The 19,022-nt window shown below is 68.2% G+C and carries 14 protein-coding genes; 8 read left to right on the top strand and 6 right to left on the bottom strand.

Annotated features, from left to right (window positions below):
• The first annotated feature begins 5 nt into the window (after positions 1–5).
• A complete protein-coding gene (locus tag ASF63_RS17900) occupies positions 6–437 on the top strand; it encodes a SufE family protein (protein ID WP_200934042.1) in 432 nt (143 codons plus the stop codon).
• Here the strand turns inward: ASF63_RS17900 and ASF63_RS17895 are convergent.
• Entirely contained in the window at positions 421–1,575 is a 1,155-nt protein-coding gene (locus ASF63_RS17895) for an alpha/beta hydrolase family protein (protein ID WP_056517237.1), read from the bottom strand. The two genes, ASF63_RS17900 and ASF63_RS17895, sit on opposite strands and share 17 nt — an antisense overlap.
• Before the next feature lie 25 nt (positions 1,576–1,600).
• On the opposite strand from ASF63_RS17895, the gene ASF63_RS17890 reads away from it, so the two are divergent.
• The 4 genes from ASF63_RS17890 to ASF63_RS17875 all read left to right on the top strand — a co-directional run bounded on the left by ASF63_RS17890 (position 1,601) and on the right by ASF63_RS17875 (position 6,813).
• Complete coding sequence (locus tag ASF63_RS17890) at positions 1,601–2,182, top strand: DUF3000 domain-containing protein (RefSeq protein WP_056307547.1); 582 nt, start codon at positions 1,601–1,603, stop codon at positions 2,180–2,182.
• Entirely contained in the window at positions 2,175–3,368 is a 1,194-nt protein-coding gene (locus tag ASF63_RS17885) for a ribonuclease D (protein ID WP_056517235.1), read from the top strand. Before ASF63_RS17890 ends, ASF63_RS17885 begins: the two co-directional genes overlap by 8 nt.
• A 73-nt stretch (positions 3,369–3,441) precedes the next feature.
• The gene (locus tag ASF63_RS17880; RefSeq protein WP_056517232.1) at positions 3,442–4,647 is read left to right on the top strand and encodes a thiolase family protein; all 1,206 of its coding nucleotides are present in this window, start codon (positions 3,442–3,444) and stop codon (positions 4,645–4,647) included.
• 6 nt (positions 4,648–4,653) lie between these two features.
• Entirely contained in the window at positions 4,654–6,813 is a 2,160-nt protein-coding gene (locus ASF63_RS17875; protein ID WP_056517229.1) for a 3-hydroxyacyl-CoA dehydrogenase NAD-binding domain-containing protein, read from the top strand.
• Between the two features lie 43 nt (positions 6,814–6,856).
• On the opposite strand, the gene ASF63_RS17870 is transcribed toward ASF63_RS17875, so the two are convergent.
• From ASF63_RS17870 to ASF63_RS17860, 3 genes are read right to left on the bottom strand one after another with little or no spacing between them, the layout of a single operon-like run.
• Positions 6,857–8,518 (bottom strand): GMC oxidoreductase, encoded by a 1,662-nt coding sequence (locus ASF63_RS17870; RefSeq protein WP_056517226.1) that lies wholly within the window; start codon positions 8,516–8,518, stop codon positions 6,857–6,859.
• Positions 8,511–9,425: a YegS/Rv2252/BmrU family lipid kinase gene (locus tag ASF63_RS17865; RefSeq protein WP_056517223.1), complete on the bottom strand. Its 915-nt coding sequence runs from the start codon at positions 9,423–9,425 to the stop codon at positions 8,511–8,513. Before ASF63_RS17865 ends, ASF63_RS17870 begins: the two co-directional genes overlap by 8 nt.
• A 1-nt stretch (position 9,426) precedes the next feature.
• On the bottom strand, positions 9,427–11,049 hold the full coding sequence (locus ASF63_RS17860) for an FAD-binding oxidoreductase (RefSeq protein ID WP_235560853.1): 1,623 nt from the start codon (positions 11,047–11,049) through the stop codon (positions 9,427–9,429).
• Between the two features lie 20 nt (positions 11,050–11,069).
• On the opposite strand from ASF63_RS17860, the gene ASF63_RS17855 reads away from it, so the two are divergent.
• From ASF63_RS17855 to ASF63_RS17845, 3 genes are all read left to right on the top strand, one after another.
• Entirely contained in the window at positions 11,070–11,678 is a 609-nt protein-coding gene (locus ASF63_RS17855) for a TetR/AcrR family transcriptional regulator (RefSeq protein WP_056517220.1), read from the top strand.
• Positions 11,675–13,126 (top strand): glycerol-3-phosphate dehydrogenase/oxidase, encoded by a 1,452-nt coding sequence (locus ASF63_RS17850; RefSeq protein ID WP_056517218.1) that lies wholly within the window; start codon positions 11,675–11,677, stop codon positions 13,124–13,126. Before ASF63_RS17855 ends, ASF63_RS17850 begins: the two co-directional genes overlap by 4 nt.
• 140 nt (positions 13,127–13,266) lie before the next feature.
• On the top strand, positions 13,267–13,962 hold the full coding sequence (locus tag ASF63_RS17845) for an SPFH domain-containing protein (protein ID WP_056517214.1): 696 nt from the start codon (positions 13,267–13,269) through the stop codon (positions 13,960–13,962).
• Between the two features lie 34 nt (positions 13,963–13,996).
• Here ASF63_RS17845 and dxs read toward each other — a convergent pair whose 3' ends face one another.
• Together dxs and ASF63_RS17835 are read right to left on the bottom strand one after the other, a co-directional pair.
• Complete coding sequence (gene dxs / locus ASF63_RS17840; protein WP_056517211.1) at positions 13,997–15,937, bottom strand: 1-deoxy-D-xylulose-5-phosphate synthase; 1,941 nt, start codon at positions 15,935–15,937, stop codon at positions 13,997–13,999.
• Positions 15,938–16,106: 169 nt separating this feature from the next.
• Complete coding sequence (locus ASF63_RS17835) at positions 16,107–18,944, bottom strand: aconitate hydratase (RefSeq protein WP_056517209.1); 2,838 nt, start codon at positions 18,942–18,944, stop codon at positions 16,107–16,109.
• Between the last annotated feature and the right edge of the window lie 78 nt (positions 18,945–19,022).

Genomic DNA, 19,022 nt, shown 5'->3' with positions numbered 1-19,022 from the left:
CAGGGATGAGCACCAGCGAAGTTCCCGACACCCTGGCCGAGATCCGCGACGGATTCCTCGAGACCCCTGAGGCAGATCGTCTGCTGCTCCTGCTGGAGTACTCGGACGAGCTTCCCGAGGTCTCCGAGGAGGTCGCGAGCCATCCCGAGATGTGCGAGCGCGTGGCCGAGTGCCAGTCGCCCGTCTACATCTACGTCGAGGTGAACGACGGAGTCGTCACGATGCACGCCACGGCTCCGCCGGAGGCACCGACGACCCGTGGTTTCGCGAGCATCCTCGTGCAGGGCATCTCAGGCCTCACAGCAGACGAAGTGCTGGCGATCCCCGACGACTACCCGCAGTCGATCGGACTCACGAGAGCTGTCTCACCGCTGCGGATCGGCGGCATGACCGGAATGCTGATGCGGGCGAAGAATCAGGTCAGGCAGAAGCGCTGAACCCCTGTGCGCGGAGCCAACCGGTGATCGCGTCGCTCCACCCGTCCTGGTCGTAGTTCCACAGCTTGGTGTGGCGTGCCACCGTGAACCGGGGCATCGTCACGAGATCGGGTCTGGCCTGCTGAAGCGCATGCGAGGCGTCGGCGGGGACGAATCCGTCGTCGTCGCTGTGCAGGATCAGGATCGGCACCGCAAGCTCCTCGGCGCGAGCGACCATGTCGAGGCGATCGAACGGGATCGCATCCTCCGCTCCGCTGAGCCGCGCCGTGAGCGGTACCGAGAGAGCGGTCATCGCGAGGTCGGGCAGCGGAGCGCGCATGCCGGCCTCTCGCGCCTGGAAACGCAGCACCGTGCGCCAGTCGACCACGGGTGACTCGAGGATGAGGCCCGCGATCCGGTCGCGGTTGCCCGAGGAGACGGCGGTCTGCAGGGCTACCGCGCCGCCCATCGACCAGCCCATCAGGATCACGCGATCAGCGCCGTGGCGCAGCGCGTAGGCGATGGCGGCGTCGACATCGCGCCATTCCGATGCTCCGAGGGCGTACGCTCCGCTGCGGCTGCGGGGCGCCTCACCGTCGTTCCGGTACGACACGACGAGGTTCGGGAAACCGGCCGCGTGCAGCACAGGCACCGCACGAAGGCATTCGGCGCGTGTGACACCTCGGCCGTGCACCTGGATGACCCAGGTCGACGACTCGGCCGGGAAGAACCATGCCGGACACGGTCCGGCGGGCGATCCGATGAGCACGTTCTCCCACCGGAGGTGCAGCTCGCTCGGGGCGGCGTAGTACCAGCCGCTGAACGCGGCATTGCGGTCGACCCGAGCCCCTGGTTCGATCTGCGTCAACAGCTTTCGACGCACGGTCGTCGCGTCGGCGCTCAGCACCGCCCCCAGCTTGACGTAGCCGTAGGTGCCCGACGTGAACAGCCCGTAACGGCCCGGCAGCTCGGTGTCGCGCGTGCGGGTGAGTTCGATCGTCTGGGCGCCCGTGTCCACCGCGAGGATCTCGGCATCCGCGGGGCGTTTCGCCGGGATCACCACGCGTCTGGCGATGCTGAGCACGAGCAGGGCCATCGCCGCCCCGAGTGCGAGCAGTGCAGGGACAAGGAGCGCAACGGCGTGCCTGAGACTCTTCATCGCTTCCTGACTCTAGCCTGTTGCCGTGACCGCACACCCCGATGCCGGGACGATCTTCGACGCCGCAGTGGCCGAGCTGCGTGATATCGCGTTCCGAGCGGACATCACGATCCGTGAGATCCCCACCCCTCAAGGCCTCGCCCCGCACGCCCTCGCGCTCGCTGCCGACGTCCGTCCGGACGACGAGGGAGAGTCCGCCTACGGAACCGGCCGGTTCGTGCTGCTGCACGATCCGGACACGCCCTCCGCGTGGGACGGAGCATGGCGGATCGTGATCTTCGCCCAGGCACCGCTCGAGACGGAGATCGGAACCGACCCGCTTCTCGCGGACGTCACGTGGTCGTGGCTGGTCGACGCGCTGGACTCCCGAGGCGCCGGATATCACTCCGCATCAGGCACGTCGACCAAGACGCTCTCGAAGGGCTTCGGCGGCCTCGCGGACGAAGGCGACGGCGCCCAGATAGAATTGAGGGCGTCCTGGACACCCGAAGGCCCCTTCACACCCCACGTCGAAGCATGGGTCGAACTGGTCGGAATGCTGGCGGGTCTTCCGCCCGGTTCCGAGGGCATCGCCGTGATCGGCGCGCGAAAGGCAGCACGTGACTGAATACTCCGTGATCTCCGACGTCTCGGAGTTCCGTGCGGCATGCGCCGCGCTGGCCGCAGGCACAGGCCCTGTCGCCGTCGACGTCGAGCGGGCATCCGGATTCCGATACTCGCAGCGCGCGTACCTCGTGCAGGTGTTCCGCAGGGATGCGGGGGTCTTCCTCTTCGACCCGCCGCCGCTCGGCGACTTCAGCCCGCTTCAGGAGGCGATCGGCGACGTGCAGTGGATCTTCCACGCCGCGAGCCAGGACCTTCCGTCGCTGCGCGAACTCGATCTGCTTCCTCGCTCGATCTTCGACACCGAGCTCGCCTCGCGTCTGCTCGGACACGAACGCGTCGGTCTCGCCGCCGTGGTCGAGAACACCCTGGGCATCACTCTCAAGAAAGAGCACTCGGCCGCGGACTGGTCGACGAGGCCACTCCCCGCAGCCTGGCTCGAGTACGCGGCACTCGATGTGCTGCATCTGATCGACGTGTACGAGGCGCTCCAGGCCGAGCTCGAGGAGCAGGGCAAGACCGAGTACGCGGCCGAGGAGTTCGCCGCGACGCTCACGCGCCTCCCCAAGCCGCCGCGGGAAGACCCCTGGCGCCGACTGAGCGGGCTCCACCAGGTTCGCGGCGCCCGCAACCTCGCCGTCGCCCGATCGCTCTGGCAGGCACGGGAGGCCTTCGCGCAGGATCAGGATGTCTCCCCCGGTCGCCTGGTTCCCGATCGCTCGTTGATCGCCGCTGTCCTCGCGAACCCGCAGAGCAAGCAGGCGCTCGCGGGAGTCAAGGACTTCCAGGGTCGCGCGAGCCGCACGCAGCTCGACCGGTGGTGGCAGGCGTTCGTCGACGGGCGCGCGACCGAGGAGCTTCCGCGCGAACGCGTCCCCAGCGATGCGCTGCCACCCCCTCGGGCGTGGTCGGACCGCAACCCCGAGGCCGATGCGCGGCTGAAGGCCGCACGCCCCGTGATCGAGGCGACGGCAGAGGAACTGGGGATGCCGACCGAGAACCTGCTGACCCCCGACTACCTCCGTCGCGTGGCGTGGGATGTGCCGGGCACGACGCCCGAGGCCATCGGCGATGCCCTCGCGGCGCTCGGTGCACGCCCGTGGCAGATTGCACAGACCGCACAGAAGATCGCCGACGCCTTTGTAGAAGCAGCGCAAACGCCCGACGAGACGCCGCCGCCCGCTTCGTAGGTTCGACCCAACCGATTCCTCCCGGTTTCCGGCCCTCCCTAAACTGAGGCCACCGCACAAACTTGGAGGCAGAGTGGCCGAGATCTCGGACGTCTTCTTCGTCGATGGAGTGCGCACCCCCTTCGGGCGCGCCGGCGAAAAGGGCATGTACTGGAACACCCGCGCAGATGACCTCGCCGTGAAGGCGACCATCGGCCTGATGGAGCGGAACGCAGCCGTCCCTGCTGATCGCATCGACGACGTCGCCATCGCGGCGACGAGCCAGACGGGAGACCAGGGCCTCACCCTCGGCCGCTCGGTGGCGATCCTCGCCGGGCTCCCGCAGACGGTTCCCGGCCTCGCCGTGGAACGCATGTGCGCGGGGGCTATGACCAGCGTCACGACGATGGGCGCATCGATCGGTGTGGGTATGTACGACTTCGCCCTCGCGGGCGGCGTCGAGCACATGGGCCACCACCCGATCGGCGGCAACGCCGATCCCAACCCCCGGTTCGTCGCGGAGCGCATGGTCGACCCCGGCGCCCTGAACATGGGTGTCACGGCCGAGCGCATCTTCGACCGCTTCCCGCACCTGACGAAAGAGCGCTCCGACCGGTTCGGCATGCTGAGCCAGCACAGGGTGCAGGCCGCGTACGACGCCGGCAAGATCCAGCCCGATCTCGTCTCCGTCGCGACCAAGAGCGCCGACGGAGCCTGGGGACTCGCCACGGAGGATGAGGGCCGGCGCCCGCAGACGACGATGGAAGACCTCGCCGCGCTCAAGACGCCGTTCCGACCGCACGGTCGAGTGACCGCCGGCACGTCGTCGCCTCTCACCGACGGTGCGACGATGTCGCTGCTCGCCGGTGGCGGTGCGGTGAAGGAGTTCGGTCTCGCACCGAAGATGCGCATGGTGTCGTTCGCGTTCGCGGGCGTCCAGCCCGAGATCATGGGCATCGGCCCGATCCCCTCGACCGAGAAGGCGCTGAAGAAGGCCGGGCTCACGATCGCCGATATCGGCCTGTTCGAGCTCAACGAGGCCTTCGCGATCCAGGTCATCTCGCTGCTCGACCATTTCGGGATCGCCGACGACGACCCCCGCGTCAACCAGTGGGGCGGCGCGATCGCACTCGGACACCCGCTCGCGGCATCCGGTGTGCGTCTGATGATCCAGCTCGCGGCGCAGTTCGCCGAGCGTCCCGACGTGCGCTACGGCCTGACCGCGATGTGCGTCGGTCTCGGCCAGGGCGGCTCCGTCATCTGGGAGAACCCGCACTTCGACGGCAAGAAGAGGAAGTAAGCGCCGATGGCACACTCGATTTCCGAACAGTACGCGAACGTCGACTTCTCCCCCATCCAGGCTCTCACCGACGACGAGGTGATCACGCACTCTCCTGTGCGCGACATCCGTCTCGCCTCGGGCAAGGTCCTCGCCCTGATCACGCTCGACAACGGACGCGACCACACTCGTCCGAACACCCTCGGGCCGGCGACGCTCACCGCTCTCGGCGACACGCTCGACGGCCTCGCCGCTCGCGCCGCCGCCGGAGAGATCCAGGCCGTCGGCATCACCGGCAAGCAGTACATACTGGCCGCCGGGGCCGACCTCTCGGACATCAGCAAGGTCGGCTCGCGTGACAACGCGCGCCTGATCGCGCAGCTCGGCCACAAGGTGCTGGGCAAGTTCGGCGAGCTCGGCGTCCCGTCGTTCGCGTTCGTGAACGGGCTGGCGCTCGGCGGCGGCCTCGAGATCGCGCTCAACTCCAGCTACCGCACGGTCGACGCGTCCGCCGCGGCGATCGCGCTCCCCGAGGTCTTCCTCGGCATCATCCCGGGCTGGGGTGGCGCCTATCTGCTGCCGAATCTGATCGGGATCGAGAACGCCCTCGAGGTCGTCATCTCGAACCCGCTCAAGCAGAACCGGATGCTGAAGCCGCAGCAGGCCTTCGATCTGGGCATCGTCGACGCGATCTTCCCCGCGGCGAACTATCTCGAGAACTCGCTGGCCTGGGCCGACGCCGTGCTCGGCGGCAAGAAGGTCGAGCGCAAGAACGAGCCGGGCAAGATCGAGCGACTCACCAAGTGGCCGATCGCCATCAAGATGGCGCGCGGCATGCTCGAGTCGAAGATCGGCACGGTTCCGAAGTCGCCGTACGCCGCGCTCGAGCTGCTCGACAGGGCGAAGAGCGGCACCAAGGCCGAGGGCTTCGCGCGCGAGGATGAAGCTCTCGCCGAACTCGTGACGGGCGACCAGTTCGCTGCATCCATGTACGCGTTCGATCTCGTGCAGAAGCGCGCGAAGCGGCCCGTCGGCGCACCCGACAATGCCCTTGCCAAGAAGGTCACCAAGGTCGGCATCATCGGCGCGGGGCTCATGGCGAGCCAGTTCGCGCTGCTGTTCGTGCGCAAGCTGCAGGTGCCGGTGCTGATCACCGACCTCGACCAGGCGCGAGTCGACAAAGGCGTGGCCTACATCCACGAGGAGATCGGCAAGCTCGAGGGCAAGGGTCGCCTGGATGCGGACTCCGCGAACAAGCTTCGCGCGCTCGTCACGGGCACGACCGACAAGAGCCTGTACGCGGACTGCGACTTCGTCATCGAGGCCGTGTTCGAGGAGGTCGGCGTCAAGCAGCAGGTGTTCGGCGAGATCGAGAAGATCATCGCCGAGGACGCGATCCTGGCGACCAACACCTCGTCGCTCTCGGTCGAGGAGATCGGCGCGAAGCTCGCTCACCCCGAGCGCCTCGTCGGCTTCCACTTCTTCAACCCGGTCGCGGTGATGCCGCTGATCGAGATCGTGAAGACACCAGTCACCTCCGAGGGTGCGCTCTCGACCGCGTTCGTCGTCGCGAAGAATCTGGGCAAGAACGCGGTGCTCACCGCAGATGCTCCCGGTTTCGTGGTGAACCGTCTGCTGGCCAAGGTCATGGGCGAGGCGGCTCGCGCGGTGTACGAAGGCACTCCGATCACCGATGTCGAGAAGGCCTTCGCACCTCTCGGACTGCCGATGGGACCCTTCCAGCTGATCGACCTGGTCGGGTGGAAAGTCGCAGCCCACGTGCAGGACACGATGGCGCACGCGTTCCCGGAGCGCTTCTACGCGAACGAGAACTTCCACGCTCTCGCGGAGCTCGACGCCGTGATCGAGAAGGACAAGGGCGGTCGGGTGACCGGCTGGACGAAGCAGGCCGAGAAGCTGCTGAAGCCCGCCGTCGGCAAGACGCCGGCGTCGGCCGAGACGATCCTGCAGCGAGTGCAGGACGGTCTCGCGAGCGAGATCAAGCTCATGCTCGATGAGGGGGTCGTGCCCGAGGTCGAGGACATCGACCTGTGCCTCATCCTCGGCGCCGGCTGGCCCTTCATCGACGGTGGGGCCTCGCCCTACCTCGACCGCGAGGGCGCCTCGGAGCGCGCCTTCGGTGGAGAGTTCCACACCCCGCAGATCCGCGGCATCGAGAGCCGCTGATCGGATGCATCGAAGGGGGTCGCGCTCGGCGCGGCCCCCTTCGTCATGCCTGCTGAATTGGACGCTCGTCGTCGTCGTCCCCGGCGCGCGGCCAGAACGACATCGCCCGTTCCGCGAGCGCCGTGATCGTCAGCGACGGGTTAACGCCCGGATTCGCGGGCACCGCCGCCCCATCGACGACGTGCAGCCCCGGATGCCCCCACACACGGTGGTACCGATCGACGACCCCTGTCGCGGGGGACGCCGAGATCACGGCGCCGCCGAGGAAGTGCGCGGTGAGGGGGATGCCGAAGACCTCGGGCCATGAGCCCCGCGCCTCGGCGGGCACGCCACCCTCCTTCTGCATGCGCGCGGCGATCGCCGCAGCCGCACGGTGCGCCTGCGGCAGATAGCTCGGGTTCGGCTCACCGTGACCCTGCCGGCTCGTCATCACCAGGCGCCCGAACCGGCGCCGCAGAGACAGTGTGAGCGAGTTGTCGACGGTCTGCATGACGAGAGCGATGATGCCGCGCTCGCTCCAGCGCCGGAGAGACCCCAGGCGCAGCTGACGGATCGGCGCCCGAAGGAATCGCCCGACGAGACCGCCCAGTCGGCGGCCGAGCGGCACATCTCCGGGCACCATGATCGACGCCAGCGCACCCATCAGATTCGAGCCCGGCCCGTAGCGCACGTTCTCGACATGCGTGCGCTCGTCGACGTGGAACGAGGTCGTGATGGCGACGCCCTTCGCGAGGTCGAGAGAAGTCGGAACCCGGGTCGCGATCGCGCCGTCGAGCGCCTCGGAGTTGGTCCGCGTGAGTCGCCCGACGGCGTCGGACACACGCGGAAGAGCACCCGAGTGCTTCATCCGATGCAGCAGCTGCTGTGTGCCCCAGGTGCCCGCAGCCAGCACGACCTGACCGGCGCGCACGGTACGGCGATCACGACGCAGCCAGGCACCGCTGCGCTCACTCGTCACGGCGAACCCGCCGCCCGCGAGCTCGCACACCTCGGTGACCGTGCGGAGCGGCTCGATCACCGCGCCGCGGCGCTCCGCGAGTGCGAGGTAGTTCTTCATCAGCGTGTTCTTCGCGCCGACACGGCATCCGACCATGCAGTTGCCGCAGAGTGTGCAGCCCGTGCGATCTGGGCCCTCTCCCTCGAAGAACGGATCGGGCGTACGCTCCCCCGGCCTGCCGAACCACACGCCCACCGGAGCCCGCCGGAACGTGCTGCCGACACCGAGATCCTCTGCGGCACCGGCCATGATGCGCTCGACGGGACCGGAATGAGGGTACCGCTCGACCACGCCGAGCATCCGCTTCGCCGTCCTGTAGTGCGGCGAGAGCTCAGCATCCCAGTTCGCGAGTGCGTTCCACTGGGGGTCGGTGAAGAAGGCTCCGCCGGGCTGATAAAGAGTGTTGGCGTAGTTCAACGATCCACCGCCGACGCCCGCCCCCGCGAGGATCATCACGTGCGGCAGGCGGTGGATGCGCTGGATGCCGTAGCAGCCCAACGCCGGCGCCCACAGGTAGCGACGCACATCCCAGCTGGTCTTCGCGAAGTCCTCGTCTTCGAATCGACGTCCGGCCTCGTAGACCCGCACGCGATACCCCTTCTCGACGAGCCGCAGCGCGGAGACGGATCCGCCGAAGCCCGAGCCGATCACGATCACGTCCTCGTCGAACGGTGCGCTCTGTCGCGCGTTCCTGCCGCTGTCAGCCACGACCCGTCTCCTTCGCTGCAGGCACCAGGACAGTGAGCGCCGCCGGGCGGACACCGACCGTGCATTCGTCCTCGCCGATCCGCTCTCCGTCGGCGTACACGACGAGTCCCGGTGCGCTCACCGTCACGGACCGGGCACGTCCGTGCGTCACTTCGGGACGCGACAGGTGCGTGCCTCGAAGCAGCAGCGGGAACAGCCGCAGCAGACGGAGGCGGCTCAGCGGCGCCACCTGTACGAGGTCGAGGAGACCATCGTCGGCCGCCGCGCCAATGCATACCGGCATGCCGCCTCCATAGCTCTCGGTGTTGCCGACGGCCACGAGAGTGCCCGGCGCCGCGACAGGGGCCGAGCCGTCGACGGACACCGTGAACTCCATCGGGCGCAGACGCAGGAGTTCGATCACGAGGGCGAGGTAGTAGCGCAGCGCACCGTGGGGCCAGCGCAACCGGTTGGTGCGATCGCTGACCTTCGCGTCGAAGCCGAGAGCGGCGATCGTCAGGAACGGCGCGACGCGGCCTCCGGTGCGTATCTCTCCGATGTCGATCGCCCTGGAGACTCCGGAGAGCGCGAGCTCCGCTGCGGCGACCGGGTCGTGGCGAGGAAGGCCCAGGGCCCGCGCGAGGTCGTTCCCCGTACCGGCCGGCACGAGCGCGACAGGGACGGCGCTCTCGCAGAGAAGGTCGAGGATGCCGGACAGCGTGCCGTCTCCCCCGACGACCACGAGCACACGCGGCTCTTCACCGAGAGCCTGCGCCGCGAGCACCTCGCTCGATGCGGCGGAGTCCCCTGTGAACACATGCACGTCTGCGCCACGGGCCCGCAGATGGGCGAGAGCTGCGGCTGCCTCGCGCCCGGCGCGCCCCTTGCCCGCGGAGGGATTCGACAGCATGGCGATGTGGTCACCCACGTCAGCGCGTCCGATCAGCGGAGATCACGGCGCCTGGGTTGAGGATCCCCGTGGGGTCGAGCTCGCGCTTGATCGCGGCCAGGATCCGCACGCCGGTCTCGCCGATCTCCTGCTCCAACCACGGTGCATGATCGCGACCGACGGCATGGTGGTGGCTGATCGTGCCGCCGTTAGCGATGATCGCGTCGTTCACACGCGCCTTGACCTGTGCCCAGACCTCCATCGGGTCGGACCGGATGGAGGCGAGCACCGTGAAGTACAACGATGCCCCCGTCGCATAGATGTGGGATACGTGGCACATCACATAGGGCTTCGCGCCGGAGTCAGAGAGTCCGTCGCGAAGGGCAGTCGTGACCGCCGCCTTCAGTGTGGGGATGTTCGCCCAGGTGGTCGCCGTCTCGAGAGTCTCGCAGAAGACTCCCGCGTCGAGCAGCGCGTCGCGCAGGTACGGACCGTCGAAGCGTCCGTCGAGCCAGTCCTCAGCCGCTCCCTCACCGGAGGAGACTCCGCCAGCAGCAGCCAGCAGTGCGGACGCGCGCGCCCGGCGCTCGACGATGCCGCCGCCCTCGTACACCGTGACGACCGCTGCACCCTTCGAGAGCGCCTTGCCGATCCGGCCGACCTGCGCCAGGCTGACCGCGGTCTCAGCCTCATCGGACAGGCGGATGACCGTCGGCCCGCCGCCATGCTGCGCCACCGCTCTGAGGGCATCGGCACCCGAAGCGAAATCCGGGAACGTCCAGGACTCGAGAACGCGCTCACGCGGGATCGGATGGATGCGGACGCGGACCTCCGTGATCACCCCGAAGATGCCTTCGGAGCCCAGGAACACGCGGACCAGGTCGGGCCCCGCGGCAGAACCCGGAGACCGCCCGAGATCGATGTCACCGGTCGGCGTCGCCACCCTGATGCCCGTGACCATGGTGTCGAAGCGCCCGTGGCCCGCAGAGTTCTGCCCTGAAGACCGCGCGGCCGCGAACCCGCCGATCGTCGCGTAGCGGAAGCTCTGCGGGTAGTGGCCGAGCTCGTATCCATGCGCGCTGAGCAGCGCCTCTGCATCGGGCCCGGTGGTTCCTGCCGCGAGGACTGCTTCGCCACTGACCTCGTCGAGGCGGAGGAGACCGGTGAGTCGGCGCAGATCCAGACTGATCACGGCGTGGTGGCGGCCGCGCTGCGGATCGAGGGCCCCGACCACGCTCGTCCCGCCGCCGAAGGGGATAACCGCCACTCCGCGATCGGCGGCGACGGAGAGCACGGCAGCCACCTCGTCGTGATCGGCAGGAAGGACGACGGCATCCGGGGTGACCTGACGCACCAGTCGCCTTCGCAGCAGATCGGGCGTCGAGCGACCGCCTGCATGGCGGATCCGAGACTCGTCAGAGACATCGACCCGATCCTTGCCCACGACGACGGTGAACGCCGCGATGTCGTCGGGAGTAAGCGCAGAGGCGGCGAGGAGCACGTCCCCGAGCTCGACGGGCGCGGCGGGCTTGCGAATGCGCCCGAGCAGCAACGGGAGCAGCGCCCGCACGGCCCGGGGCAGATCATCGGCCTTCGCGGGATCACCCCAGCCGTTCCACCGCATCTCCGATCGTGCGGCCACTCTGCCGTTCTCCTGACTCATGCGTTACAGTGTGACACATCATGGAAGAACGTCAAGTGACTGCAGAAGCGCGGCTCGCACAGCATCCGCTCTGGGACGCCACCCAGGCGCGCATCCTCGACGCGGCCGACGACCTGATCAGCCGCAGAGGGGTGCACGGAGTCACCATCGCGGAACTCGCGCGTCGCGCAGGTCACAGCCGTCCGACGATCTACCGCAGCTGGAACGACGCCGACGACGTCGTGCGCTCAGCCCTGCTCCGCCGGGTCGCCGGCATCGTCGCGCAGTTCCCGACAGAGCCCCGCACCCGCCACGACCTCGTCGACGACGTGCTCCGTTTCTCGGCGTCCTTCCGCTCCGACGAGGTCTATGGGCGACTGCTCGCGGACGAGCCCGAGGTCTTCACCCGCTACACGCTGCAGCGCGTCGGATCGAGCCAGCGGTTGATCCTGCAGTGGCTCGCCGCGGCGATCGAGACCGCGCAGCGGGGTAAGAGCGTCCGGGCGGGAGAGCCGAGCGAGATCGCGGTGATGCTGCTGCTCATCGCGCAATCGGCGGTGCTGTCGCACGGGACCGTCTCCGAGCTCATCTCCGAGCAATCGTGGGAACGCGAGCTGCGCGCTGCTCTCGACGGGCTGCTCCGGCCATGACCGCCTACTCCCCCGACCTCAACGTCGCGCGTCGGGCCGCAGACCTCGCTCGGGCCGCCGAAGAGACCGTCGACGTGCTCGTTATCGGCGGCGGGATCACCGGCACGGGAGTCGCTCTCGACGCCGCCTCCCGAGGGCTGTCCGTCACGCTGCTCGAAGCGGATGACCTCGCATTCGGCACGAGCCGATTCAGCTCGAAGCTCGTGCACGGCGGCCTTCGCTATCTCGCCACCGGTGATGTCGCGACCGCGAAGGAGAGCGCCCTCGAGCGGCACCTGCTGATGACGGTCATCGCACCGCATCTCATCCGACCGCTCGGCCAGCTGATGCCCTTCGCCGTCGGTGTGACCGCCGCACAGCGCGCGGCAGGTGTCGCGGGCATGGCCATGGGCGATCTGCTGCGGATGCGGGCTCGCACGCCACGAACGGTGCTGCCCGGGCCGCGATTGGTCTCCGCGCGCGCCGCCCATGATCTGGTTCCCGCGCTCGACCGCCGAGGACTTCGGGGCGGAATGCTCTCGTACGACGGACAGCTCGTCGACGATGCGCGATTGGTCGTGACGGTCGCCCGCACGGCCGCAGCTCTCGGCGCACGCATCCTCACGCGGGTTCGCGCGCGAGGGCTCCGCAGCGATGGGGCGATCGCCGCGGACGCGCTGACCGGCGAGACCCTGGACATCCGGGCCCGCTCGGTGATCAACGCCACCGGGGTGTGGGCCGGGACCCTCGACGAGTCGATCACCATGCGCCCCAGCCGCGGAACCCACATCGTCCTGGACGCCGCCGACCTCGGACACCCGTCGGCGGCGCTGACCATCCCGCACGAGGGGTCGATCAGCCGTTACGTGTTCGCTCTGCCGCAGCAGAGCGGACGGGTGATCGTCGGTCTGACGGACGAGGATGCTCCGGGCGCTGTGCCGCGGATCGCCACGCCGACAGAGGGCGAGATCTGCTTCCTTCTGACGACCCTGAACCGGGTGCTCGCCGAACCCATCGGTCGGGAACGAGTGCGCGGGGCGTTCGCGGGCCTGCGCCCGCTGGTCGACACGGGGGCCGATTCGACCGCGGACATCTCTCGCCGTCATCTGGTCGCCGTCTCCGACGCGGGGTTCGTCAACGTCCTCGGAGGCAAGCTGACGACGTATCGGCGGATGGCGGAAGACGCCGTCGACCTCGCAGCACACGTCAGCGGTCTGAACGCCGCGCCGAGTCGGACGGCGTCCCTCCGGCTCACCGACACCGCGCCGAAGCGGTCTCGTCCCGGTTCGGATGCCGACGGCGCAGTGCCCCGCGAGCAGGTCGAGTTCGCCGTGCGCGCCGAGGGCGCGATGACCGTCGCCGACATCCTCGACCGGCGCACCAGGGTCGGCCTCGTCGAGGCCGACCGCGAGCGGGCGAGAGTCACGACCGAAGCACTGCTTGCCGAGGTGCTCGCGGACCTCGGCTGAGGCGCATCGAGCCTCGCCCGCGCCCGCGGCGTATCCACCTCGCGGCGTCGCGGATAACACCGACGGAACAGCGTGTGAACACCGGCATCGGAGAGCGGTGAATGGCCGTGCGCAGAAGCAGCAGGCGGCACAGTGGTGTCATGGACATGCTCCTCTCGATGCTCGGTGGTAAAGGAATGTCGGGTCTGTTCAAGACCGGCACGGCGATCCTCACGATCCTGCTGGTCGTGCCGGCCCTGTTGAAGATCTTCGTCGTCACGGTGGATGAGGGGTGGGCGGCGATCCGCACCCGGAACGGCAAGCCGATCATCCGCAACAGGCCGCAGCGGCGGCCCACCTCACGCGGGGGCGCGGTCGGCGAAGTCGTCGTGCTCGACCCCGGTTCGCACGGCGCCTTCCCACTGTTCTACTGGTACAAGCTCATCGACGTCCGCTGTCGCGCGACCGACCTGCCCGCCCGCGAGATGACCGGCGCCAGCGGGCATCAGCACCGGGTGCACGCGTCCTTCGAATGGCGACCATTGGCCACCGGCCGAGATCTGCGAGTGTTCGAACTCGACGTGGTGAACGTGAACGAACGCGCGTCGAACATCGTCGGCGCGGCCCTGCGAGACGTCATCCGGAGCCTCGACGGAGCCGAGCTGCCGCACAACGACGAGATCAACACCCGCGTAATCGCCGCCAGCGCTGACGAGGTCAGACGTTCCTGCGGGGTCGAGCTCGTCCGGGTCATGGTCACGGGCGACGCCCTGACCGACGGTTATCTGCTCTCCACCGCGCTCCGCGACACGGACCGCGGTGCCGAAGCCGTCGCGGCGCTGCACGCCCTCAACTGACCGGGCGGGCACTCACGGGGTAGGCCGCCCGGGATCAGCTCCGCTCGTGCAGCGGAAGATCGACAGTGCCGGTCTCCCCTGACTGGCGAGCGACCGGAATACGAGTCCCGAGGACCTGGGCGACGACGTCCTGCGCGATCTTCGACGCGGTCAGTCCGGCATCCGCGAGGATCTGATCGCGCGAGGCGTGATCGATGAACTCGTCCGGCAGGCCCAGCTCATCGACCGCCGTGTCGATGCCCGCCTCGCGGAGCACCTGACGCACGCGCGTGCCGATGCCTCCGACGCGGATTCCGTCTTCGAGCGTGATGACGAGGCGATGACGCGCGGCCATGCTGACGATCGAGGGCTGCACAGGGATCGCCCAGCGGGGGTCGATGACTGTGGCCCCGATGCCCTGGGCGCGCAGACGCTCGGCGACATCCATCGCCAGCGCAGCGAACGGCCCGATCGCCACGAGCAGCACGTCTTCGGACTCGCCACGGGCGAGCACGTCGACACCGTCGTGCAGGCGCTCGAGGGCGGGCAGCTCAGGCGCGACATCGCCCTTGGGGAAACGGATCACGGTCGGGGCGTCTTCGACGAGTACGGCTTCGTCGAGCGCTTCCTGCAGGCGCACTCCGTCGCGCGGGGCGGCGATGCGGATGTGCGGGACGATCTGCAGCATCGCCAGGTCCCACATGCCGTGGTGACTCGGACCGTCGGGACCGGTGACACCCGCCCGGTCGAGGACGAACGTGACGCCCGCACGGTGGAGCGCCACGTCCATGAGCACCTGATCGAAGGCGCGGCCCATGAAGGTCGCATAGAGCGCCACGACAGGGTGCAGGCCGCCGAACGCGAGACCTGCGGCGGATGCCACGGCATGCTGCTCGGCGATTCCCACGTCGTACACACGGTCGGGGAATCGCTCCGCGAACGGAGCGAGCCCGGTCGGGCGGAGCATCGCGGCGGTCATGGCGATCACATCCGAGCGTCGCTCGCCGACGGAGACGAGAGCGTCGGAGAAGACATCGGTCCAGCCGGTCCCTCCCGACGAGAGCGTCTCACCGGTCGTCGGGTCTATGCGCCCGACAGCATGGAACTGGTCGGCCTCGTCATCTCGAGCGGGCTGGTAGCCGCGCCCCTTCTCGGTGATGGTGTGCACGATGACGGGCGCGCCGAACGACTTCGCGAGCTCGAGGGTCTCGAGCAGCGCAGGAAGATCGTGTCCGTCGACCGGGCCGAGGTACTTGATGTCGAGATTGGAATACAGCGCCTCGTTGTTCGTGAAGCGCGAGAGGAACCCGTGTGTGCCACCCCGCACACCGCGGAACACGGCACGGCCGACGGGCCCGAAGGCGCGGAAGAGGCGGTCCGATTTGTGGTGCAGCTCCTTGTACGCCGCGGCCGTGCGCACACGGTTCAGGTATCGCGACATCCCGCCGATGGTCGGCGCGTACGAGCGCCCGTTGTCGTTCACGACGATGACCAGGTTGCGGTCGTTGTCGTCGGAGATGTTGTTGAGCGCCTCCCACGTCATGCCGCCGGTGAGCGCGCCATCTCCGACGACGGCGACCACGTGGCGATCTGCACGCCCGGTTGCAGTCAGTGCGCGCGAGACGCCGTCGGCCCAGCTCAGCGAGCTGGATGCGTGGGACGACTCGACGACGTCGTGCGGGCTCTCGGAGCGCTGCGGATAACCGGCGAGCCCTCCGCGCACACGGAGCGATGAGAAGTCCTGACGCCCGGTGAGCAGCTTGTGCACGTACGACTGGTGCCCGGTGTCGAAGATGAACGGGTCGTCGGGAGACGAGAAGACGCGGTGCAGGGCGATCGTCAGTTCGACCACTCCGAGGTTCGGGCCGAGATGCCCGCCGGTGCGCGACACGTTCTCGACGAGGAACGCGCGGATCTCCCCCGCGAGCTCGATGAGCTGATCCTCGGACAGCGAGTCGAGGTCACGGGGTCCTGAGATGCTCGGAAGAATCGGCATCTGCACCTCCTCATAGGCACCGTTCGCGGCATCCGATTCCGGTACGGACGCCTGCTCGATCCTACCCCGGGCATCCGGGAAAGCTCGGAGAGCGACTCCCCCTTGACACAGGCGCTGACACGCGGAAAGGGCCCGGTTCCGAAGAACCGAGCCCTTTCCGACTGTGCGATCAGACCAGCGAACGCAGCACGTACTGCAGGATGCCGCCGTTGCGGTAGTAGTCCGCCTCACCGGGGGTGTCGATGCGGACGACCGCGTCGAACTCGACGACCTGCTTGCCCTCGGGCGAGTCATCGGTCGGGGCGGCGGTCACGCGGACCGTCTTGGGTGTGGTGCCGTTGTTGAGCTCCTCGAGACCCGTGATCGAGACGACCTCGGTGCCGTCGAGACCCAGCGACTCCCAGCTCTCGCCGGCCGGGAACTGCAGCGGGACGACGCCCATGCCGATCAGGTTCGAGCGGTGGATTCGCTCGAAGCTCTCGGTGATGACCGCCTTGACGCCCAGCAGGCTCGTGCCCTTGGCCGCCCAGTCACGCGACGAGCCGGAGCCGTACTCCTTGCCACCGAAGATGACGAGCGGCGTGCCCTGCTCCTGGTAGTTCATGCTCGCGTCGTAGATGTACGACTGCGGGCCGCCCGGCTGGGTGAAGTCGCGGGTGTATCCACCCTCGACGACCTGACCGTCGTTGACGGCCGAGACCATCATGTTCTTCAGGCGGATGTTCGCGAACGTTCCGCGGATCATGACCTCGTGGTTGCCTCGACGCGACCCGAAGGAGTTGAAGTCCTTGCGGTCCACACCGTGCTCGGTGAGGTACTGAGCGGCGGGCGTGCCGGCCTTGATGTTTCCGGCGGGCGAGATGTGATCGGTGGTGACCGAGTCGCCGAGGGTCGCCATGACGCGCGCGCCTTCGATGTCGCGCACCGGGGTGAGCTCCATCGTCATGCCGTCGAAGTAGGGCGCCTTGCGCACGTAGGTCGAGTTCTCGTCCCACTGGAAGATGTCGTCGTCCGGGGTGGGCAGGCTGCGCCAGCGCTCGTCGCCGTCGAAGACCGTGGCGTACTGCTTGATGAACTGCTCACGCGAGATCGACGAGTCGACCAGCTCCTGGACCTCGGCCGGGGTGGGCCAGATGTCCTTCAGGAACACGTCCTCACCGTCCGTGCCCTTGCCGAGCGCGTCGTTCTCGAAGTCGAAGTGCATCGACCCTGCCAGTGCGTAGGCGATGACCAGCGGCGGGCTGGCGAGGTAGTTCATCTTCACGTCGGGGCTGATGCGACCCTCGAAGTTGCGGTTGCCCGAGAGCACGGCGGTCACCGCGAGGTCGTGGTCGTTGATGGCCGCGGAGACCTCTTCGATCAGCGGACCCGAGTTGCCGATGCAGATCGTGCAGCCGTAACCGACGGTGTAGAAGCCCAGGCCCTCGAGGTCCTTGTCGAGACCGGACTTCTCGTAGTAGTCCGTGACGACCTTCGAGCCGGGGCCGAGCGTCGTCTTGACCCACGGCTTCTGCTTGAGGCCCTTCTCGAGCGCCTTGCGGGCAACGAGACCTGCAGCGATCATGACCGACGGGTTGGAGGTGTTCGTGCACGACGTGATGGCCGCGAGCGTCACCGCACCGTTGTCGAGGATGTACTTCTCACCCGAGGGCGTGGTGACCGGCACGGGCTTGGACGCATTGGCCGGTGCGCCGCTGTTGATGTGCACCGGTCGGGTCGTCGTGGGCTCCTCTTCACCGGGGACGGAACCCGGGTCGGACGCCGGGAACGAGTGCTTCGACTCGAGGTCGACCACGGAGTCCGAGGTCGATGCGGAGGCGTAGGAGAGGATGTCGTGCTCGAACTGCGTCTTCGCCTCGGAGAGGAGGATGCGATCCTGCGGGCGCTTCGGGCCGGCGATCGACGGCACGACGGTGCCGAGGTCGAGCTCGAGGTATTCGCTGAAGGTGGGCTCGTGGGAGGCATCGTGCCAGAGCTTCTGCTCCTTGGCATACGCCTCGACGAGAGCGACGGCCTCGTCGCTGCGCCCGGTCAGACGCAGGTAGTCGAGCGTGACGTCGTCGATCGGGAAGATCGCGGCGGTGGAGCCGAACTCGGGCGACATGTTGCCGATCGTGGCGCGGTTCGCAAGCGGCACGGATGCCACGCCCTCGCCGTAGAATTCGACGAACTTGCCGACGACGCCGTGCTTGCGCAGCAGGTCGGTGATGGTGAGGACGACGTCGGTCGCCGTGACACCGGCGGGGATCTCGCCGGACAGCTTGAAGCCGACGACGCGCGGAATGAGCATCGACACGGGCTGGCCGAGCATCGCGGCCTCGGCCTCGATACCGCCGACGCCCCAGCCGAGCACGCCCAGGCCGTTGACCATCGTGGTGTGCGAGTCGGTGCCGACGCAGGTGTCGGGGTACGCACGCAGCACGCCGTTCACGTCGCGGTCGTAGATGACCTTGGCCAGGTGCTCGATGTTCACCTGGTGCACGATGCCCGTTCCGGGCGGGACGACCTTGAAGTCGCTGAAGGCGGTCTGGCCCCAGCGGAGGAACTGGTAGCGCTCGCCGTTGCGCTCGTACTCGATCTCGACGTTGCGCTCGAGCGCATTCTCGGAACCGAAGAGATCGGCGATCACCGAGTGGTCGATGACCATCTCTGCGGGCGAGAGCGGGTTGATCTTGTTCGCGTCGCCGCCGAGCGCCGTCACTGCCTCGCGCATGGTGGCGAGGTCGACGATGCAGGGAACACCGGTGAAGTCCTGCATGACCACGCGGGCGGGCGTGAACTGGATCTCGGTGCTCGGCTCTGCCGCAGCATCCCACGAACCCAGGGCTTCGATCTGCGCCTTCGTCACGTTCGCGCCGTCCTCGGTGCGAAGCAGGTTCTCAAGGAGGACCTTGAGGCTGAAGGGGAGCTTGTCGAAACCGGGCACCGTGTCGATGCGGAAGATCTCGTAGTCGGTGCTGCCGACCGTCAGGGTGCTCTTGGCACCGAAGCTGTTCACCGTGGACACGAATCCGTCTCCTTCTATTCGGATGGGAGCGACAGGCGCCTCCATCTTGCTCGCCAGCGAGCCCCTGCGGCTAGCAAG

Origin of the sequence: Microbacterium sp. Leaf320, from assembly GCF_001423485.1 — a bacterium.
Lineage (GTDB): Bacteria > Actinomycetota > Actinomycetes > Actinomycetales > Microbacteriaceae > Microbacterium.
This window is presented reverse-complemented; position numbering and strand designations above follow the sequence as displayed.